The sequence below is a fragment of the Mangrovibacterium sp. genome (assembly GCF_041596335.1).
In the GTDB taxonomy this organism is placed as follows: domain Bacteria; phylum Bacteroidota; class Bacteroidia; order Bacteroidales; family Prolixibacteraceae; genus Mangrovibacterium.
In genome coordinates, this window is record NZ_JBFHIT010000029.1 from 1 (window position 1) to 20,267 (window position 20,267).

Below are 20,267 nucleotides of genomic sequence, written 5' to 3' on the forward strand. Positions count from 1 at the left end.
AAATTATAAAATCGGGTCAAATGGTGTGCAAAAATAAAAATTATTTAAGAACTAGAAACAAATGAATTGATTTATTTTTGCAATTCACGTAGATTCTAAATAGTTATGATGCATTTTGAAGGGTTTGAACTGAATTTACTAACCTGGTACCACCGAAATAAACGGCCACTCCCCTGGCGCGAAACATCTGCTCCTTATATAGTATGGCTCTCTGAAATTATTCTGCAACAGACCCGAATCGACCAAGGCCTTGCTTATTTCAATCGCTTTGTCGATCACTATCCCACGATTGAAAATCTCGCTCATGCACCCGAAGATGAAGTTATGAAACTATGGCAGGGACTGGGGTACTACTCCCGGGCACGTAACCTGCATGCGACTGCTAAAGTAATCGTTGATCAACACAACGGGGTCTTCCCCTCAACCTATCGGGATATTCTAAAACTTAAAGGAATAGGAGAATACACTGCTGCTGCTATCGCTTCAATCTCATTCGGCCTCCCCTATGCTGTTGTCGATGGTAACGTCTTCCGTGTTCTCGCGCGTTTGTTTGGAATAGACAGCCCAATTGACAGCACCAACGGCAAAAAGATATTCGGACAACTGGCCTCCGAATTGCTGAACAAGTCTCATCCGGGTGATCACAACCAGGCGATGATGGAATTTGGAGCACTTCAGTGTATCCCTAAAAATCCGAATTGCTCCAGATGTATTTTCAATGACCGATGCATCGCCTTGAAAGATAATTTAATTGAGAAACTACCGGTTAAAGTTGGCAAAACAAGGATCAGACACCGTTATTTCACCTATTTATTGCTTTCCCGTGGTAAGTTCGCCTATCTCCAAAAGCGGACTAAAAATGATGTTTGGAAAAATTTGTACGAGTTTCCACTCGTTGAAACACCTGAAAGAACGGAAATTGATCAGATTTTAGACGCGTCCATCTCCTATTTCAATCCGGAAACAGACGTAATAGAAACGATCGGTTCCTGGAAAAAACAGGTTCTTAGCCACCAACATATTCACTATCGTTTTATTCACATTGAATTAACTAACAAAAAAAATCGACTTTCTGAATTGATCGAAGTGAATAAAAAAGATATTTTTAACTTTGCTGTTCCAAAACCAATTGAGCAAAAGCTGGAGCAGCTCAACTGGTTTTAATTCATTCGTCAAGAAAAACACAGCAGTTCGTCACGAAAAAGAACGCACTCATGAAATTATGACCGTTTGATAAGATTGGAAAAGTCAAATTTCGTAAATTGAGTTTTATTAACTAAAAATTATCTTACGATGTCTGTAAACAAAGTTATTTTGATCGGAAACGTTGGCCAAGATCCGGAAGTGCGCCATCTGGATAAAGACGTAACTGTTGCAAACTTTCCCCTGGCAACTTCGGAAAGTTACACTTCTAAAAGCGGCGAAAAAGTAACCACTACTGAATGGCACAACCTTGTTGTATGGCGTGGTCTTGCCAAAGTAGTGGAGCAATATGTAAAAAAAGGAGATAAACTGTATATCGAAGGACGCATCAGAACCCGCTCGTGGGATGACAAAGATGGCAATAAGAGATATACCACAGAAATATATGTCGACAACCTCGAAATGTTGACCCCAAAAGGACAATCATCGGGTGGTCAGGCTGCTTCAGCGCCTAAAAATCAACCGGCACCGTCTGTTAGCGAACCGGACTTCAGTCCTTCAGAAGAAGACGATCTGCCATTTTAGTAACCAAAAGTAAAATTAATTGGAAACGGACCCTTTACCTAATTTGATCTCCCTGCCATGGGAAGTGTATTTCAACCCACTGACAGGCGCAGCTGTAATCAGCTTAATTTTAATTGCCTTATTACTGATTTCCTCGGCACTCATTTCCGGATCTGAAGTCGCTTATTTTTCAATCAGCCCCAAAGACCGACAAATGCTCAACGGCCAGAAAGAGAAAAACAGTCATTTTATATTGCGCAATTTGGAAAATCCTGAGAAATTATTGGCAACCATCTTAGTTGCCAATAATTTTGTCAACGTTGGCATTGTCATACTATCGTCATACACCACAAGCATGCTGGTTGACTTTAGCAAAGCTCCAACGATCGGATTCATTTTTCAGATTATTGTCATCACCTTCTTCCTACTGCTTTTTGGAGAGATTATTCCCAAAGTTTACGCGACACGTCATTCGCTACGGGTTGCCCGAATTATGGCCATTCCGTTAAACCTTCTGGAGCGATTCTTCAGCCCGATCAATGCGATCCTGATTTATTCAACCTCTTTTGTAAACAAGCGAATGCAAAAGCACCCGCAAAATATTTCTGTCGATGAACTTTCCCAGGCGCTGGAACTAACTGCTGACCATGAGATCTCGGAAGACAAAGATATTCTGGAGGGGATTGTGAAATTCGGCAATAAAAATGCCGTAGAAGTGATGCGTCCACGTGTGGATGTTGAAGCCATTGACACAAAAGATTCGCTCGACAAGTTGATCAACCTGATTAATGAAACGGGCTACTCGCGTATCCCTGTATACGCCGAATCTTTCGACAATATCCGGGGCATTTTATACATCAAAGATTTACTGCCACACCTCAACAACCGCGAAAATTTTCATTGGCAATCCATTATCCGGCCACCGTTTTATGTCCCCGAGACTAAAAAAATTGATGATCTGCTGGAAGAATTTCAGAAAAACAAAGTCCACATGGCTATTGTTGTTGACGAGTATGGTGGTAGTTCCGGCATTGTGACCCTGGAAGATATTCTGGAAGAAATTGTTGGTGAAATTGCCGACGAATTTGATGAAGACGAAAACTATTTTACAAAAATTTCAGAGGATAAGTTTTTGTTCGACGGCAAAATACTATTGAGCGACTTTTACAAAATTACCGGTTCTGACGATCATGTTTTTGACGCTTGCAAAGGAGACGCTGATACTCTGGCAGGCTTAATTCTAGAACTAAGAGGAGAAATTCCGGCTCTGCACGAGAAGGTATCCTATGCAAACTTTATATTTTCAATTGAAGGAGTCGATAATCGACGTATCAAGAAAATTAAAGTCGAGAAAAAATAAGCGAGGCTACCAGATGAGAAAACTTGTATTAATACTGGGATTATATCTTTTTCTAACGGCTTGCAACGAAACCTACGTCCCAAAACCAAGAGGCTATTATCGAATAAGCTTCCCTGAAAAATCGTATCACCCTACAAATGAAGCACTACCATACTCGTTTGAGTTGGCTGATTATGCCCAGATAAAATACACCAAGGACTCACGAAGCAACGAGGAATGGGTCAATATTGTCACTCCTGCAAACAGGGCAGATATCCATTTGACCTACATGAAGCTTGAAGGAGACCTAAACAAACACATCGAAGATTCGCGCCGTCTGGCATACGACCACAGCATAAAAGCCGATGCCATTAATGAACGACTATTTCTTAATCCTGAAAAAGATGTTTACGGAACAATCTATTTCATTGAAGGAAATGCCGCTTCGCCGATGCAATTTTACCTAACCGACAGCACAAAACACTTTTTACGGGGAGCTTTTTACATTCGTGAAATTCCAAATATCGACAGTATTCAACCTGTGATTGATTTTCTGGAACCCGATGTTATCCATTTCATTCAAACATTTAACTGGAACTAGTCCCCCGCAGCCTATCCGGATGCAGTAATTATAAATCGACTAAAAATGCCGCTATTAAAACAAAACGTGATAGATGAAGGCCTTTTGTTGCTCTGGGAGATGACTGAATCAGACGATGAGATTAGCCTATTTGCAAATGACTATCATAGCCATCCCGACTTTTTAAAAATACATCACCCGCAACGCCAAAAAGAATGGCTCTGCATTCGCCGCTTGCTACACTATGCCAAATGCGATCTGCCGATAACCTACAATCAAAACGGCAAACCACAGATTGAACACGAATACTACAAGTCCATATCCATCAGTCACTCAGCTAAACTTGCGGGGCTGTATTTGCACCCTTCGAAATTAGCCGGATTAGATATCGAGTCAGAAGACCGAAATTTTAAACGTGTTGAAAAGAAATATCTGTGTGAATCTGAAATCGAATTGGCAAACAAACTCACCAACGGCCCCGGGCTATTTTGGTGCATGAAAGAAGCTGCCTATAAAGCTGCAGGCATACCAGGCCTTATTTTCAACGAACAGATTGAAATAAATATGAGCTCCGACGGAAGTTTCACCGTTCATGTGTATGGAAATGAAGAACTAATCTTTCAAGTGTACCAACTGAAATTAGCAGAGCAGCTAATTGTTTGCCTGACACCTTTCGCCCAGAAAACAAACTGAGGGCAAAAATCCTGAAACATCTGGCCTAAATACTTGTTTATGGTCACGAATTGATTTATTATTTTCGGAAGCTGATATTACACATCAGTTCATCGTTGAAACACAGATCCAGGCAATTCACAAGATTAAATAAAAACGACAAAGTCCATGAATCAAACAAAATCACAAATATTGGTCATTTTCGGTGCATCAGGCGACCTGACGAAGCGAAAATTAATTCCCGCCCTTTACGAATTATATCGCCAAAAATTGCTTCCCAAAAAGTTTGCAGTTCTTGGAGTTAGCCGGACTGAACTGTCCGACGAATCGTTCCGGGAGAAAATGAAGGAGTTCTTAAATAAAGCTGCGGATAAGCAGAGCGAAATTACAGACTTCCTGAAACTGCTTTATTATCAACCGCTAGCCACTGAGGATGCTTACGACTATCCCGTGCTGCGAGACCGACTGTGCACCATTGCGAAACAAAACGAGATTGACGAGAATTTCATTTTCTACCTATCGACACCGCCAAGATTGTACGACATTATACCGGCAAATCTGGCAAGCGTTGATCTGAATAAAACTGAAGACGGATTCCGCAGATTGATTGTTGAAAAGCCTTTTGGTACCGATTTGGATTCGGCTAAGCAGCTTAACAAAAATCTGCTGAATTATTTAAAAGAGGATCAGATCTACCGGATTGACCATTATTTGGGAAAAGAATCGGTTCAGAACATGTTGGTGACCAGGTTTGCCAATGGAATTTTCGAGCCGATCTGGAATCATAACTTCATTCACCATGTTGAAATTACTTCGGCTGAAAGTTTAGGGGTTGAAGATCGGGGTGGTTATTACGACCACTCAGGTGCTATGCGCGACATGGTTCAAAACCATTTGCTGCAACTGGTTGGCATGGTCGCTATGGAGCCACCGGTTGTGATTGAAGCCGATGCAATCCGAAATGAAGTTTTAAAGGTTTTCCAATCGCTGCGACCCATTAAAGAAGAGGACGTGGAACAACATGTGATCCGTGGACAATACATCGAATCGCATATCAAAGGCGAATTGGTAAAAGGTTACCGACAAGAAAAAGGAGTTGATCCGGAAAGCCGCACCGAAACTTTTATGGCGATGAAGTTCTACATCGACAACTGGCGCTGGAGTGGTGTTCCGTTCTACATTCGTACCGGGAAAAAACTGCCGACCAGGGTAACCGAAGTTGTCATTCATTTTAAAAAGACCCCGCACCATTTATTTGGAAGCAATGCCGGATACGAGCACACCAACAATCAGTTAGTCATTCGCATTCAGCCCGACGAAGGCATCTTGCTGAAGTTTGGGATGAAAGTTCCCGGTGCCGGCTTCAACGTGCAAACCGTGAATATGGATTTCCACTACGATGATTTACGCAACGTGCATTTGCCAGCGGCCTACGAACGATTACTGCTGGATTGTATGCAAGGCGATGCAACTTTATATTCGCGAGGCGATGCAGTTGTGAAAGCATGGGAATATGTGCAACCGATTCTGAATGCCTGGAAAAACAATCCGGACATTCCGGTTTACGGCTATCCGGCAGGAACCTGGGGCCCCGATGTCGCTGACGAGTTGGTTGAAGACAGTACCTGGAGATACCCCTGCAAAAACCTCTCGGACGACGGAAACTACTGCGAGCTTTAATAACAATAGCCTGAGCAATCAGGCTTTAATTTTTTAAACCCGTATAAAACAGACACCAATGACATCACCCAAGGTTAAAATATTTGCCAACGCCGAGGCTGTCGCAGATTCGTTTGCCGGCGACTTATATTTACTGGTAAAGCAAACTGAAGCTCCGGTTCACATCGCGCTATCGGGAGGCACAACACCTGCGCTGCTTTTCGACATTCTGGCGCGCGATTACGCCGAAAAAATGGATTGGAGTAAAATTCATTTTTGGTGGGGCGACGAGCGCTGTGTTCCGCCAACCGATGCGCAAAGTAATTACAAAATGACGGTCGATCATCTGTTGTCGAACATTGAAATGCCTGCCGGGAATATTCATCGGGTAAAAGGTGAAAGAGCGCCAGAAGATGCCAATTCGGATTACATCGCCGAAATCAGCCAACACCTTCCGTTTAAAAACAATTTACCTGTCTTCAACCTGATCATTCTGGGCATGGGAAATGACGGCCATACCGCGTCAATCTTTCCACACGAACTAGAACTGCTCAATGATCCGAACATCTGCGCCGTAGCAACTCACCCTGAATCGGGGCAAAAGCGAGTGAGCCTAACCGGAAAGGTGATCAACAATGCACTGGAAGTTAGTTTTTTGGTAACCGGCACCTCAAAAACAGAGCGTGTTCGAGAGATCTTCAACCATTTATCGGAATCGGAGCAACTACCCTCAACTTACATTCGGCCAACGCATGGAAATCTCAACTTCTATTTCGATCAGGCAGCAGCTGCGGGCATAAAAACCTCGTAGAGCAAAACTTTCATCAGCATACAGAATTTCGTTTGTGCCGAGGAACAGAGCCGTTTATCGCAGTATATCCTGAATGACTCTTCCCTCGCAATGCGGAGGAATGTCGAAACCAAGAATGTCGAAAATAGTTGGAACCATGTCCACTGCATCAAGTGCTTCACGATGGCGTCCGGGTTTAATATCGCTCCCCATCCATATCATCGGGATCCGGCTATTATCGGTATAAACTACGGTGCGAAATTTGAACTGCGGTTGCCAGCCATCCTCCAACATAAATAACACATCGCCCGACCGTTTGTAGTTATACGACTTTGAGATGGTTGTTAACAAACTAGTGGTATAATCGCCTTGCTGAAAGCCGGTTGCCGGAAGCGCAATCTTCACTCCTTCGAACTGGTTGATAAACGAAGCCGCTTTGCCAAGAAATTCATCCAGCGAAATTTTCTGTTTTTCAATCAACCGCCGGTTCAAATAAATCTGCTGATCCATCACATACTCGACCCAATCTCCCTGACCATAGGTAATATTCAGATACGATCGCAGCAAAGCCACCATACTTTCCGGCGACACATTGCCGGCCGGCATATTGTATTTCTCTTTTAAAAAGTCGGAAGAATGGGATGAAGAGCAAGAAGAAGTGAGCACTACCAGAGTATTGGCCAGGCCGATATTTTGCTCAATATAGTCGAGCAGTCCGGCAATATCCTGATCTAAGCGCAAATAGGTATCTTGCATTTCAACCGACGACGGGCCGAACAACCCATTGGCATAGTCCATTGAAGAAAAGTTGACGGTCAGCAAATCAGGCACAGCATCCCGTCCCAATCGTTCACGGTCGATTAGGTTGACGACAAAATCCTTAATCAACCGGTTTCCGTAAGGCGTAGTCTTCAGAACCCGGTAGCTCGCCTCGTTTGAAACCAGCTTTTTCAGATCGTACGGAAAAGTACGCCACTTCTCAAAATAACCCTTTTCAAAGGGATTATCATCAACTACTGAGGCTGAATAACTGGTAATCGGCAACAAAGTCGACCAGTCGCGCGATGTATACGACTCGGCCAGATGCTTGCTATTAAAATCAACCGCCCATCCCGGAAACTGATCAACATAGTAGGAACTTGAAATCATATTTCCGGTTTCGTTGTCGAGCCAATAAGCACCATCAGCCGCGTGCCCGGCCGAAAGGATGGCACTGTAATCATTCAACCCAACGGAAAATACCTTTGCCTCCCCATTTGTAGTGAGTTTTAATCCATCGCCGATCGTTGGGCTCAGCAATCGTTGGGCCGAACGCTGTCCTTCCCTCGAATCGCTTCCAACGGTAATATAATCGTAATCGCGCAAAGCGTCGACCTCCTTCTCCTTTAGCCGATCGAGCCAAATCTCGTTAATAATCCCATGTCGATCGGGATATGAGCCGGTAAACAACGTTGGAACACCAGTGATACACTTTTGAATGTGCAAATTCATACTGACGTTTGAACACACAGCACCACGATTAACTAAACGTAAAAATCCACCGGTTTCAAATTTATCAGCATAGCGAACCAGGTAATCATTTCGCATTTGCTCAACATTAATGATTAGCACCAAACGGGGCTTTTCAATTGCTGATTGTTGCGCTTTGGCAACCGGGTGAATTGAGATAAAAAAAAGTAGAAGAAAAAATAACCTGTTTCTTAGTGTCATTGCTGCTTGCTTTTTGGGAGTTCCAAAAATATAAAAAAAAGAACGGCCAACCAGATTCAGCTCAAGCGATCAAATAAATTAATCGCGATGATCCTATTTTGTCACCAGATCGCAGAAAACAATCATTTGTCAAACCCACATCCCAAACAAGTTGTTATATTGCGAGAAACTGTCATACAAAATCGAATCGCACACGATGATCGACTATTTAAACACATTTTTGCTTCTGTTTGCCGTGATCGATCCACTGGGGTCGGTGCCGGTTTTTCTCGAAGCAACCAAACAGTTCAACAATGCTGAAAAAAGATCGATCGCCCTTCGGGCATCATTAGTTGCGGCTCTTGTCCTCACTTTTTTTATTATTGTTGGCCAAATTATTATTGAAGGGATGGAAGTTACCCTTGATGCCTTTCAAATATCAGGCGGCATAATTCTGTTCCTGTTTGCACTAACAATGATTTTTGGAGAGGGAAAGCCGGAAAACGAAAAGCACATGATTAAAGATTTTAAGAAGGTGACTGTTTTCCCAATTGCCATTCCATCCATTGCTTCGCCCGGCGCGATCATGGCTGTTGTTTTGCTCACCGACAACCATATTTACTCGATAACACAACAGTCGATTACAACCCTGCTAATGATTTTAGTTGTCGGGCTGACCGGACTTTTGCTCGTTCTTGCCCGCTACATTCAAGAGTGGATTGGAGAACAGGGAATTACTGTTATCAGTAAAATTATGGGGCTCATCCTCGCGTCCTATGCGACGCAAAGCATTCTTTCCGGACTCAAAAGTTTCTTTGTGATTTAAATCCGATCGGTCAATCGCGTCTTTCAGCTGTCTGGCATTTAATTATCTTTGCCGCGTTTAAAAAAATTTCAAGCATGATTTCAGCAGACGGATTGACGGTTGAGTTTGGCGGACAGACGCTTTTCAAGGATATTTCATTTGTGGTAAACGAGAAGGACCGCATTGCCCTGATGGGTAAAAACGGTGCCGGAAAATCAACCTTATTGAAGTTGATGGCCGGTGCACAAAGCCCGACCCGCGGTAAAGTTTCGGCGCCGAAAGATGCCGTCATCGCCTACCTGCCGCAACACCTGATGCACGAAAGCGACCGAACACTTTTCGAAGAAGCCTCGCAGGCTTTTGCCGATGTGCTGAACATGCAAACCAAGCTCGATGAACTGAACCACGAACTTACTGTGCGTACGGATTACGAGTCGGACGAATACGCTGCGATTATTGAGCAGGTATCGGAAATGAGCGAAAAACTATACAGCCAGGGAGAAATTAATTTTGATGCTGAAGTTGAAAAGATACTGCTTGGCTTGGGTTTCGAACGGGCCGATTTTAACCGGTCGAGCAACGATTTCAGCGGTGGCTGGCGCATGCGGATCGAGTTGGCAAAAATACTGCTGAAAAATCCGGATCTCATTCTATTGGATGAGCCAACAAACCACCTCGACATTGAGTCGGTGCAATGGCTGGAAGACTTCCTGATCAACAATTCGAAAGCGGTAATCGTAATTTCGCACGACCGTAAATTCATCGACAATATTACCACACGCACCATCGAGGTAACCATGGGACGCATCTACGATTATAAAGTTAACTACAGCAAATACCTGGAGTTGCGTGCCGAGCGCCGCGAACAACAGCAAAAACAATTCGACGAGCAACAAAAAATGATTGCCGAAAACCAGCAATTTATTGATCGTTTCAAAGGAACTTATTCAAAAACGCTTCAGGTACAGTCGCGTGTGAAGATGCTGGAAAAGTTGGAGTTGGTTGAAGTCGACGAAGTAGATACCTCGCACCTGAAATTGCGATTTCCGCCTTCGCCACGTGCCGGCAGCTACCCGGTAATTGCCGAAAACGTAAGCAAAAGCTATGGCGACCACCTGGTTTTCAGCAATGCTTCTTTCACAATTCAGCGCGGCGAAAAAGTGGCTTTCGTTGGTAAAAACGGTGAAGGAAAATCGACGATGATCCGTGCGATCATGAAAGAACTTGAACACGGTGGCCAGGTTCAACTGGGACACAACACCATGATTGGCTATTTTGCACAGAACGAAGCATCGTTGCTCGATGAAAAGCTGACTGTTTTCCAAACCATCGACGATGTAGCCAAAGGTGATATTCGAACCAAAATCAAAGATATTCTCGGAGCTTTTATGTTTGGTGGCGAAGACTGGGACAAAAAAGTTAGCGTCCTTTCCGGTGGCGAACGCACGAGGCTGGCAATGATTAAACTGTTGCTCGAGCCAGTGAACCTGCTCATTCTCGATGAACCGACGAACCACCTCGACATGCGCACAAAAGACATTCTGAAGCAAGCTTTGCTGGAGTTCGACGGAACATTGATTCTCGTATCGCACGACCGTGATTTCCTTGACGGAATGGCAAGCAAAGTGTACGAATTTGGCAACAAACGCGTGAAAGAACACCTCGAAGGAATTACTGAATTTCTGGCTCGCAAAAAAATGGAACACCTCAACGAGTTGGAGCGAAAGAAATAGTCGGCCAAAAGAACTTGTCACTGTGGGTTTCACTTGTAGTGAAACCTACAGTATAATTATCGCGAAAGTTGAAACGGGTTCGCCATTTTTACTGATGCAAACTGACCGGATGACTTGAAGCCAACCGCCCAATCCCGCCTGAATTAGCAGGTAACATGAAACAAGGCGATTACCCGGCCTTCCAAAACATTCCACACTTTGGCTGCCGTTGGTGTTGAAACCAGTTTGACTGAGCATTCTTTCTCATCGAAGAATCTTGCTGCTTCATGCGATAATTCAACGTAACCAATTTGTCCTGTTCCAATAATCAACTCCTGAGCACCTTCCTCATAAATCTGCATGGCTTCTTCCAACGATATTTTGTGCGAGGTACCATACTTGGCTTTCGACAGGCTTTTTTTTCGTTTTTCAACATGCCCGTCTAACCGAATCACAACGTCGTATTCATAACGTTTTCGGCCAATAGTAATGTTCCCAAACTCTGTTTTTACTATTTGTGGCAACATGATCGTATCTCCTTTCTTTTACATTTGAAGTATACGGATTTTGTTAAAAATGGGTATGACAAGCTAAACCAATGGTGCCTGTTTTTTTGTCAGTCTGCTGAATGTGCTAAAAAAAATCTTCATTCTTCTGTAAATCCGTATAAAAAGCAATAACTTGAATAATAGTCTATTCGGGTCAGTACCAGGAACCATTCAATAAAATACACTGCAATTATGAAAACAACGGATCTATTTGGAATTGAGGATGCTTTACAGAAATTAGGGATTCAAGCACTGAACGACAGCATATGCACCGGAACGCGATGGACAGCAGGATCAGGCGATCCAATCGATTCAATCTCTCCGGCTGACGGAAAGCTCATTGCACAAATTCGGCAGGCAACACTCGACGATTATAAAGCAGTTGTCGCAACAGCGAAGGCTGCTTTCCCGGAATGGCGAAAAATTCCGGCGCCGGCACGAGGTGAGATCGTTCGCCAGATTGGATTGGAACTACGAAAATACAAAGAACCGTTGGGCAGGCTGGTTTCTTACGAAATGGGCAAAATTTACCAGGAAGGGTTAGGTGAAGTGCAGGAAATGATTGACATCTGTGATTTTGCCGTTGGCCAGTCGCGGCAGCTATACGGATTCACCATGCACTCCGAGCGGGAATCGCACCGCATGTACGACCAGTACCATCCGCTGGGAATTGTTGGTGTGGTTTCGGCCTTTAACTTCCCGGTTGCCGTTTGGGCCTGGAATACTATGCTGGCATTGGTTTGCGGCGATGTGGTGTTGTGGAAACCTTCGTCGAAAGTGTTACTCTGCGCTATTGCAGTGCTGAAAGTAATTACAAAAGTGCTGAAAACAAATAACGTTCCCGAGGGTGTTGTCAATCTGGTGGCAACCAGCTCGAAATATTTAGGCGATGAACTGTTTACCGACACCAATATTCCGCTAGTGTCGTTCACCGGATCGACCAAAGTAGGCAAAAAAGCCGGTGGACTAATCGGAGCAAGACTAGGGAAAGCCATCCTTGAACTGGGAGGCAACAATGCGATTATCGTCACTCAACATTCCGACCTGGAAATGGCCATGCGAGCGATCGTTTTTGGAGCAGTGGGAACTTGTGGCCAACGTTGTACCTCAACACGCCGAATCATTGTTCACGAGTCTGTTTACGATAAACTACAAGAAAAACTACTGAGCGCTTACCAACGTATCGCCATCGGTCATCCGCTCGATCCGAAAACACTTGTTGGTCCGCTCATCGATAAAAGCGCCGTTCAAACTTATCTGGCAGCTGTTGACAAAGTGAAAGCCGAAGGCGGAAAAGTTATTTGCGGCGGCACAGTTAAAACAGGCGCCGGATATGAGTCGGGCTGCTATGTAACACCCGCGATTGCCGAAGTTGAAAACCACTACACCATTGTTCAGGAAGAAACATTCGCTCCCCTGCTCTACCTGATTAAATACACAACATTGGACGAAGCCATTGCCCTGCACAACGATGTACCACAAGGATTATCGTCGGCACTATTCTCAACCAACCTGCTCGAAACCGAACGTTTTCTGTCGTGCGAAGGATCAGATTGCGGAATTGCCAACATTAACATCGGTACTTCGGGGGCCGAAATCGGTGGTGCTTTTGGTGGTGAAAAAGATACAGGAGGCGGTCGCGAATCCGGCTCCGATGCCTGGAAAGCCTACATGCGCCGCCAAACCAACACCATAAATTACAGCACGGAATTGCCGTTGGCACAGGGAATAGAATTTAATGTATAAACAGTAGCACAAGAAAAAACATGAAAAGAATTCTGATCATCGGCGCTGGTCGTTCGTCGTCGAACCTCATTAAATACCTGCAAAGTCAAATTAGTGAAAACGGCTGGGAAATTGTGATCGGAGACCTTGATCCGGAAGCAGCAAAAGAACGGCTTGGTCGATCCGAAAATCTGGTCTGGTTCGATATTAATCAGGAAGAATCCAGTGGCGAAGCAATTGAAAATGCCGATTTGGTGATCTCGATGCTACCAGCAAAATTCCACATTTTGGTGGCCAAACTTTGCCTGAAATACAACAAGCACCTGCTGACCCCTTCTTATGTGAAAGACGATATGAAACAGCTCGAACCTGAGATCAGGCAAAAGGGATTGTTTTTTCTGAATGAGATTGGACTGGATCCCGGAATCGACCACATGTCGGCAATGCGTGAAATTGATGCTATTAAAAGATCAGGATTGGAGTTACTCGGATTTGAATCCTTCACCGGTGGCTTAATTGCTCCCGAGTCGGACAATAACCCCTGGCACTACAAAGTAACCTGGAACCCCCGCAATGTTGTGCTGGCCGGTCAGGAAGGCACCGTAAAGTTTATTCAGGAAGGCAAGTTCAAATACATTCCATACAACCGGGTTTTTCGCCGAACCGAATTAATTGAGATTGAAGGCTTCGGAACGTTCGAAGGCTATGCCAACCGCGATTCGCTGAAATACATCGATCGGTATAACCTGACGGGAATACCAACCATTTATCGGGGTACGCTCCGTCGTCCGGGTTTTTGCCGGGCTTGGAACGTACTGGTGCAACTGGGCATGACTGACGACAGCTATGAAATGGCAAATTTAAGCGACATGACCTGGCGCGACTTCACCAATTCATTTCTCTATTATCACCCAACCGACTCGGTGGAATTGAAATTATTTCACGACCAAAATATTCCGCAGGATTCAGACATCATCACCAAATTGAAATGGCTCGGCATTTTCGACAACTCTCCCATTGGGTTGGATCGCGGCAGCCCCGCAAAGGTTTTGGAACACCTTCTAAACCAAAAATGGAAGCTATCACCCAACGACAAGGACATGACCGTGATGTGGCACAAGTTTACCTATCGCGACAAAACAACCTTACGGCTGGTCGAAAAACACTTGTCATTGGTTGTCATCGGCGACGATCCGGTTAATACAGCCATGTCGAAAACTGTTGGACTGCCTTTGGGTATTGCGGCTAAATTGATCCTTTCGGGGAAAATTAAACGCTCCGGACTCTTCATTCCCACGCTGCCCGAGATTTATGAGCCGGTGTTGAATGAACTGGAGGAATACGGAATCAAGTTCAAACAAAGGATTGTTTCACCCGAAACTTAGGGTTCAACTATTCAGTTGTTTTTCACGTAAACGTTACTCGGTAGACATTTCAAACTTAATAAAATACAAGGATATGAAACTTAGTAGTAATGAAATCCTTAGCAGATTACTGGACTCGCTTTGGAATAAATACATTCAGCGCGTTTCCTACGCAAAAACCTATGCCAACCTAATTCACAGCAAGGGAGGCTATGTTATGAATGACCATATCGCTTTCAGAACCTTCAACACAGTAACCGGAAAACAGCCGCATGGAATTGGAGCAATCTGGCATATTCTGGACGCCTTTGGTTTTAAACCTGCCGGAACGTACACCTTCACCGAAAAGAAACTGCACGCCGTCCATTTTCAACATCCCGACCCAAAATTTCCCAAGATTTTTGTGAGCCAGCTGGAAGTACCCGACCTACCTGAATGGGCCCGTGATTTAATTAATGAGCAGGTAAAAGATACGCCCTATCATCTTTCGGAAACAGCAGTACTGGATCTTTTGGAAGTAAATGAAAAGAACGAATTGGACGAAAAAGCGGTTTCCAATCTGGTTCGCGAGCTAACCGCTTATTTTTCCAGACCTTGGGGAATTCCGAAACAGGAAAGCGTTGAAAGACTGAATGAAATCTCGCAATATGCCGCATGGACTCTATTGCATGGCAATTCGGTAAATCATTTCACAGCCTTCATCAACTACCAGGAAGTTGAAGAATGGCCCGATCTGCAAACAACATGCGCCGCTTTGGCCGCAGCGGGAGTGCCTATGAAATCCCATATCGAGGGGGAAAAAGGAAGTAAACTGCAACAATCGTCAACCCAGGCCGTGAGCGAGTTGGTCGACGTTATCAAACCGGATGGGAATCCTGGAAAAATGAATTGGACCTATGCCTACTACGAACTGGCCGAACGAGGATACATCGAAGAAAATGGGAACAAAGTTCTATTCTCCGGCTTTTTGGGCGAACAGGCAACCCATTTATTCGAGATGACCAAAACGACGAAACATTAACAATAAGTTGCAAAAAAAATGATTTCACAATTCGAAATCAACTCATTTCAATCATTAAACGACCGGAGGCCTCAACCAAATTTGAAGGATCCGGTCGTTTAATTTTCACCCCAGCCTATTCAGTCTGTTCTTTAAATTCGCCCAATGTTTTGGTGAAGATGAAAATCGCAACGATTCCCAGCAAAACGTGTACTGCCAGTGTGTACATAATGTATTCGGGTTTGCCAACCGACTCAAAATGCCCCATCAAACCGGTGTAAATACCGCTTAATGTGGCGCCAACAAAAGTAGCCAGAAAGTTGGTTCCCATGTATAGTCCGGCTTTCTCTTTCGGGGCAATCCACATGATGTACTCCTGAATACGGGGCGACGAAATCATTTCGCCCACTGAGAAAAGAAACACACCCAGAAACACCAAACTGTTTGAAACGGTTACCGACAGAGCCAAAACCACAAAGGCAACGGCTGATACCAACAAACCAAACAGGAACGAAGAGATTGCCGGTCGCTTTTCGAATAAACTTGAAACAACTAACTGAAAAATGATAATGACATATCCGGTCTGCGAGATCGCTTCAGCATTAATTTTCCAAACGCCCTGATCGTTGCTCGAAATAAACTGGGTTACGGCATCGCCAAGCACCATCCTGACCGACTCGTAAAGGGCATTGGTATCCATAAAATCGTTAATATACACAGCCAGAACGTTGAAAAACGCCCAAAATGGCATCCAAAAGAAAACCCCCAGCAGTACCAGAAAAATAACAAATTTCACGTCGGACAACGCCTCGCCCATATCCCGAAACTTTTGCTTTAGAGTTGCTCCTTCCAAATCGCGTTCAGGTTCTTTATAGAAAAGAAGGGTAATTAAAAACATTAAACCAACGGTTGCCGCCGCGGTGTAGAAAACGTAGTCCCACGACCACCCCCGCAGTTTCCCCATGACGATTGGCCCAAACGAAGCGCCAATATTCACCATTTGGTAGAAAATACCGAAGCCCAGCGTTTTGTTGGTTGAGTCGGTAGTAACCCGAACGGTAGACGAGATTAGCGGCTTAAAAATTCCGGCTGCAAAACCAATGGTCAGCATTGTGAGCGCAATACCATTAAACGATTTGGTGAGAATAAGCAGCAGAATTGCGGGCAAATAAGCCATGTAGGCCACCAAAAGCATTTTCTTGAAACCATAGCGATCGGCAAAAGTGCCAGAGAACAGTGGCATCAGGTACGACAAGGCCAGAAAAATACTCTGAATAATCCCCAGGTCACCTTTCGAAAAACCAAGTTCTCCAAGATAAATACCAAAACTCAGGTATATGCCATAATAGGCAAAACGTTCAAGTACCTCAATACTGTTGGCGACCCAAAACACCGCCGGGAATTTTGTTCGTTTACTCATAATCTTATGATTCAGGATTTAAAATTCGTTTTAAACAAGTGGCCTAAAAGGTAGAAAATAATTAGGCAATTTTCTCCCACATCAGGCAGCTTTCCGGAATCGGACACAGCAGTTAAAATCGTGCGATAGCTGTTCATCCCAAACCAATTGATTAATGAACACAAAACCAGTATGTTTTAAATACACACAATTATCGAAAAAGCGTGAGCTGAAAACAAAAACTCGATTACATTTGCAGCCAATTTCAGAAGGATTTTTAAAATGGAAAACGACAAGGCGCGAAAGCAGATGTTAAACACGGACGAAATCGAACAATGTATCTCGGTTTTGGAGTATTTATTGAAAAACGGCGATCAACTCGTTCATTTAAATGAAGAGCAGCGCATTAAATTAATGAAGGCAGCCGGACAAATTTCGCGCCCCGACCGGGCGGAACGCAAAAAGCGAAACAAAGGTGTTAAGCAAACGAAAAAGAACGAACGCTCTGAGATAAACCGAAAAGCACGAGCCGCATCGAGCATTCGGCAAGCGCGCCTGGCCAGCGTTTTCGAAGCCCCCGAGCAGATCGCCCTGGAAGAAGCCGATTCAACCAAAGGGAAACATGTGCTGACCACCGAGCACAACTGCTATGTCTGCAAAAAACGCTACACCGAAGTGCACCATTTTTACGACACCATGTGCACCGAATGTGGTGATTTGAACTACCGGAAACGGTTCCAAACCTGCGACCTCACCGGACAAATCGCGTTGATTACCGGATCGCGCCTGAAAATTGGCTACCATGCCACCCTGATGATGTTGCGTTCGGGGGCAACGGTGATTGCCACCACGCGTTTCCCGGCCGACTCGGCTACTCGTTTTGCTAAAGAGAAAGATTTTCCGGATTGGAGCAACCGCCTTCATATTTATGGACTCGATCTGCGCCATATTCCCAGCGTGGAGTTGTTTGCCACTTATGTGGAACAAAAATACCAACGGCTCGACATTCTGATTAATAATGCCGCCCAAACGGTCCGTCGTCCATCTACTTTTTATTCGCATATGATGGCGCTCGAAAACCGGCCGCATCAAGAGCATTCTGCCGAAGTTCAGCAGTTGTTGTCGCACCATCAAGCGTGTTTAAAAGAAATTGAATACTTCAACCAGCAAGAAGGTGAACACCAAAAAGCCTTATCGGTAAACTGGAACAGCCAAACACCCGGCATTGGGATTAAATCATCCGCTCAACTTTCGCAAATTCCTTATCGAATCGACAACTCGCTTGATGCTGCCGAAGTTTTTCCGGAAGGTAGATTGGATGCCGACCTGCAACAGGTTGACCTGCGCAAGACCAATAGCTGGCGCCTTCGTTTGGGCGAGGTTGCTCCCGTTGAAATGATGGAAGTACAACTGGTGAACTCCATCGCGCCGTTTGTACTCTGCAACCGACTTTCAGCCCTCATGCGCAAAGACTATACGGGTAAAAAGCACATTGTAAATGTGTCGGCCATGGAGGGTAAATTTCACACCTTCCGAAAAGAAGACCGACACCCACATACCAATATGGCGAAAGCGGCGCTGAATATGCTTACGCACACATCGGCCAGCGATTTGGCGAAAGACGGAATTTTTATGAACGCCGTAGATACCGGCTGGGTAACCGATGAAGATCCGGCCGATATCGCCAAGTATAAACAGGAAGTACACGACTTTCAGCCTCCGCTGGATATTGTTGACGGTGCTGCCCGCGTGTGCGATCCGTTTATCGATGGCATAAACACCGGCAAACACTGGTGCGGAAAATTCCTTAAAGACTACTTCCCAATTAGCTGGTAGAGCAAGATACGGATGACAGACCGGGTGACTTAAAGTAACCCGGTCTGTTCGTTTTCATTCCTTCGAATCCGTTTCTTTTTTATTTCTTTGCAGCATGGACTTATTTTTTCTTTTCGACTACATCGGAACGTTCGTATTCGCGATCAGTGGCACACTAACAGCAGCCGACAAGCGACTCGACTTTTTCGGAGCGACCTTTATTGGTTTTGTGACAGCCATCGGAGGGGGCACTTTACGCGATATGATGATGGGTGACCTGCCGGTTTCGTGGATGAGAAACATGAACTACTTTTGGCTAATCATTGCCGGCGTAGTGGTGACAATCGTATTTGGCAAGTTTGTTATGCGCCTAAAACGAACCATGTTTTTGTTTGACACCATTGGAATCGCCTTTTTCACCGTTCTGGGGTTGAAAAAGGCACTGCTCATGGATATTGAACCACCAATGGCTGTGATGATGGGACTATCGTCGGCCGTAGTTGGAGGAATCATTCGCGACACCCTATGCAACGAGCTCCCGTTGATCTTTCACCGCGAGATTTATGCTACCGCATGTATCGCAGGTTCACTCATTTACCTGTCGCTAAACTACCTGAACGTAACTGAAATCGTTTGTGAAATTGTCACGATACTGTCGATAATCACCATTCGTCTGGTCGTAGTGAAATTCGACATCGCCCTACCCCTTCTCGAAATCAAAAAATAGACTTCTTTCGTTCAAACATAGCGAATCTGCCCGCCGTATAAAAAATACGCCTATCACGTTCATGCCTGCTCTTTTTTAGTATAAACTTAATGAACTGTAGAATGAAAAAGCTGATTTGCTTTCTGTTGGCTGGCTTCCTCGCTCTTAACGTCATGAGTCAGGAAACTGAGTCGAAAGGCTATCTGGGCTTAATGCTCGGACCGTCTTTTCCTTACGGATCTTATGCTTCAAGCGGAGACTATCACGATGGCTATGCGCAAACCGGAGTAAACATCAACCTGCTTACGTTCGGCTACGAGATTTGGAAAAATCTGGGCATCACCGCTTCCTGGTCAGGAATGGCTAACCCTCTGGACTTATTTGGAACCGACGGAACGATGGCTGTTGGCAACCTGATGATTGGCCCAATGTATTCGTTTCACCTGAGCGATAAAATTGATTTGGATTTGCGTTTAATGGTGGGATACACCACCGAACAACGAGATGTGGACTTTTACGAAACTGAAACCGCCAACGGCCCGAGTTGGGCTGCAGGCGCCATGTTGCATTACAATTTCGCCAAAAGGTGGCAGCTCATCATGAATCTGGAGAACTACCAAACTCAACAGGACATTCAAATTGGTAAAGATCCGAAGGTTCTGCTGATCAACTGGTCGTTTGGAGCTGCTTACCGCCTCCGGTAAGACAAAAACAGACCGACAAAACGATCTGAATTGAAATAAGTTGACCGGCGCAG

General features: G+C 44.7%; 18 protein-coding genes. 15 read left to right on the forward strand and 3 right to left on the reverse strand.

The genetic code is table 11. The features are described from left to right. The first annotated feature begins 105 nt into the window (after positions 1-105). The 7 genes from mutY (at position 106) to pgl (ending at position 6,768) form a co-directional block, all read left to right on the forward strand. Positions 106-1,164 carry an A/G-specific adenine glycosylase gene (mutY, locus tag ABZD21_RS11375; protein WP_372775113.1) on the forward strand — a complete coding sequence of 353 codons (1,059 nt, stop codon included), beginning with the start codon at positions 106-108 and terminating at the stop codon, positions 1,162-1,164. 129 nt (positions 1,165-1,293) lie between these two features. Further along, positions 1,294-1,728, forward strand: a complete 435-nt coding sequence (locus tag ABZD21_RS11380; protein WP_372775114.1) for a single-stranded DNA-binding protein — start codon at positions 1,294-1,296, stop codon at positions 1,726-1,728. 19 nt (positions 1,729-1,747) lie between these two features. Then, positions 1,748-3,067 (forward strand): gliding motility-associated protein GldE, encoded by a 1,320-nt coding sequence (gene gldE / locus ABZD21_RS11385; RefSeq protein WP_372775115.1) that lies wholly within the window; start codon positions 1,748-1,750, stop codon positions 3,065-3,067. Positions 3,068-3,080: 13 nt separating this feature from the next. Next, positions 3,081-3,647 carry a gliding motility lipoprotein GldD gene (gene gldD / locus ABZD21_RS11390; protein WP_372775116.1) on the forward strand — a complete coding sequence of 189 codons (567 nt, stop codon included), beginning with the start codon at positions 3,081-3,083 and terminating at the stop codon, positions 3,645-3,647. A gap of 45 nt (positions 3,648-3,692) precedes the next feature. Continuing rightward, positions 3,693-4,319 carry a 4'-phosphopantetheinyl transferase superfamily protein gene (locus tag ABZD21_RS11395; protein ID WP_372775117.1) on the forward strand — a complete coding sequence of 209 codons (627 nt, stop codon included), beginning with the start codon at positions 3,693-3,695 and terminating at the stop codon, positions 4,317-4,319. 147 nt (positions 4,320-4,466) lie between these two features. Further along, the gene (gene zwf / locus ABZD21_RS11400; protein WP_372775118.1) at positions 4,467-5,978 is read left to right on the forward strand and encodes a glucose-6-phosphate dehydrogenase; all 1,512 of its coding nucleotides are present in this window, start codon (positions 4,467-4,469) and stop codon (positions 5,976-5,978) included. A 58-nt stretch (positions 5,979-6,036) separates the two neighbouring features. After that, on the forward strand, positions 6,037-6,768 hold the full coding sequence (pgl, locus tag ABZD21_RS11405) for a 6-phosphogluconolactonase (RefSeq protein ID WP_372775119.1): 732 nt from the start codon (positions 6,037-6,039) through the stop codon (positions 6,766-6,768). Positions 6,769-6,822: 54 nt separating this feature from the next. On the opposite strand, the gene ABZD21_RS11410 is transcribed toward pgl, so the two are convergent. Then, on the reverse strand, positions 6,823-8,457 hold the full coding sequence (locus tag ABZD21_RS11410) for an alkaline phosphatase family protein (RefSeq protein ID WP_372775120.1): 1,635 nt from the start codon (positions 8,455-8,457) through the stop codon (positions 6,823-6,825). A gap of 196 nt (positions 8,458-8,653) precedes the next feature. Here ABZD21_RS11410 and ABZD21_RS11415 point away from each other — a divergent pair, with 196 nt between their 5' ends. Then, positions 8,654-9,262 carry a MarC family protein gene (locus ABZD21_RS11415; RefSeq protein ID WP_372775121.1) on the forward strand — a complete coding sequence of 203 codons (609 nt, stop codon included), beginning with the start codon at positions 8,654-8,656 and terminating at the stop codon, positions 9,260-9,262. A gap of 74 nt (positions 9,263-9,336) precedes the next feature. Then, positions 9,337-10,974, forward strand: coding sequence for an ABC-F family ATP-binding cassette domain-containing protein (locus ABZD21_RS11420; RefSeq protein WP_372775122.1), 1,638 nt, complete (start codon positions 9,337-9,339; stop codon positions 10,972-10,974). 143 nt (positions 10,975-11,117) lie between these two features. On the opposite strand, the gene ABZD21_RS11425 is transcribed toward ABZD21_RS11420, so the two are convergent. Continuing rightward, the gene (locus ABZD21_RS11425) at positions 11,118-11,480 is read right to left on the reverse strand and encodes an Mth938-like domain-containing protein (protein ID WP_372775123.1); all 363 of its coding nucleotides are present in this window, start codon (positions 11,478-11,480) and stop codon (positions 11,118-11,120) included. Between the two features lie 213 nt (positions 11,481-11,693). On the opposite strand from ABZD21_RS11425, the gene ABZD21_RS11430 reads away from it, so the two are divergent. The 3 genes from ABZD21_RS11430 to ABZD21_RS11440 all read left to right on the forward strand — a co-directional run bounded on the left by ABZD21_RS11430 (position 11,694) and on the right by ABZD21_RS11440 (position 15,611). Beyond that, positions 11,694-13,247 carry an aldehyde dehydrogenase family protein gene (locus ABZD21_RS11430; RefSeq protein WP_372775125.1) on the forward strand — a complete coding sequence of 518 codons (1,554 nt, stop codon included), beginning with the start codon at positions 11,694-11,696 and terminating at the stop codon, positions 13,245-13,247. 20 nt (positions 13,248-13,267) lie between these two features. Beyond that, on the forward strand, positions 13,268-14,611 hold the full coding sequence (locus tag ABZD21_RS11435; protein WP_372775126.1) for a saccharopine dehydrogenase family protein: 1,344 nt from the start codon (positions 13,268-13,270) through the stop codon (positions 14,609-14,611). 73 nt (positions 14,612-14,684) lie between these two features. Next, positions 14,685-15,611 (forward strand): DUF1338 domain-containing protein, encoded by a 927-nt coding sequence (locus ABZD21_RS11440; protein ID WP_372775127.1) that lies wholly within the window; start codon positions 14,685-14,687, stop codon positions 15,609-15,611. 115 nt (positions 15,612-15,726) lie between these two features. Here ABZD21_RS11440 and ABZD21_RS11445 read toward each other — a convergent pair whose 3' ends face one another. Continuing rightward, positions 15,727-17,010 carry an MFS transporter gene (locus ABZD21_RS11445; RefSeq protein WP_372775128.1) on the reverse strand — a complete coding sequence of 428 codons (1,284 nt, stop codon included), beginning with the start codon at positions 17,008-17,010 and terminating at the stop codon, positions 15,727-15,729. Positions 17,011-17,271: 261 nt separating this feature from the next. Between ABZD21_RS11445 and ABZD21_RS11450 the strand changes: the two genes are divergently transcribed. From ABZD21_RS11450 to ABZD21_RS11460, 3 genes are all read left to right on the forward strand, one after another. Continuing rightward, positions 17,272-18,825: an SDR family NAD(P)-dependent oxidoreductase gene (locus ABZD21_RS11450; protein WP_372775130.1), complete on the forward strand. Its 1,554-nt coding sequence runs from the start codon at positions 17,272-17,274 to the stop codon at positions 18,823-18,825. Between the two features lie 94 nt (positions 18,826-18,919). Beyond that, positions 18,920-19,531, forward strand: a complete 612-nt coding sequence (locus ABZD21_RS11455) for a trimeric intracellular cation channel family protein (RefSeq protein ID WP_372775131.1) — start codon at positions 18,920-18,922, stop codon at positions 19,529-19,531. Positions 19,532-19,632: 101 nt separating this feature from the next. After that, positions 19,633-20,214, forward strand: coding sequence for an outer membrane beta-barrel protein (locus ABZD21_RS11460; protein ID WP_372775132.1), 582 nt, complete (start codon positions 19,633-19,635; stop codon positions 20,212-20,214). The last annotated feature ends 53 nt before the right edge of the window (positions 20,215-20,267 follow it).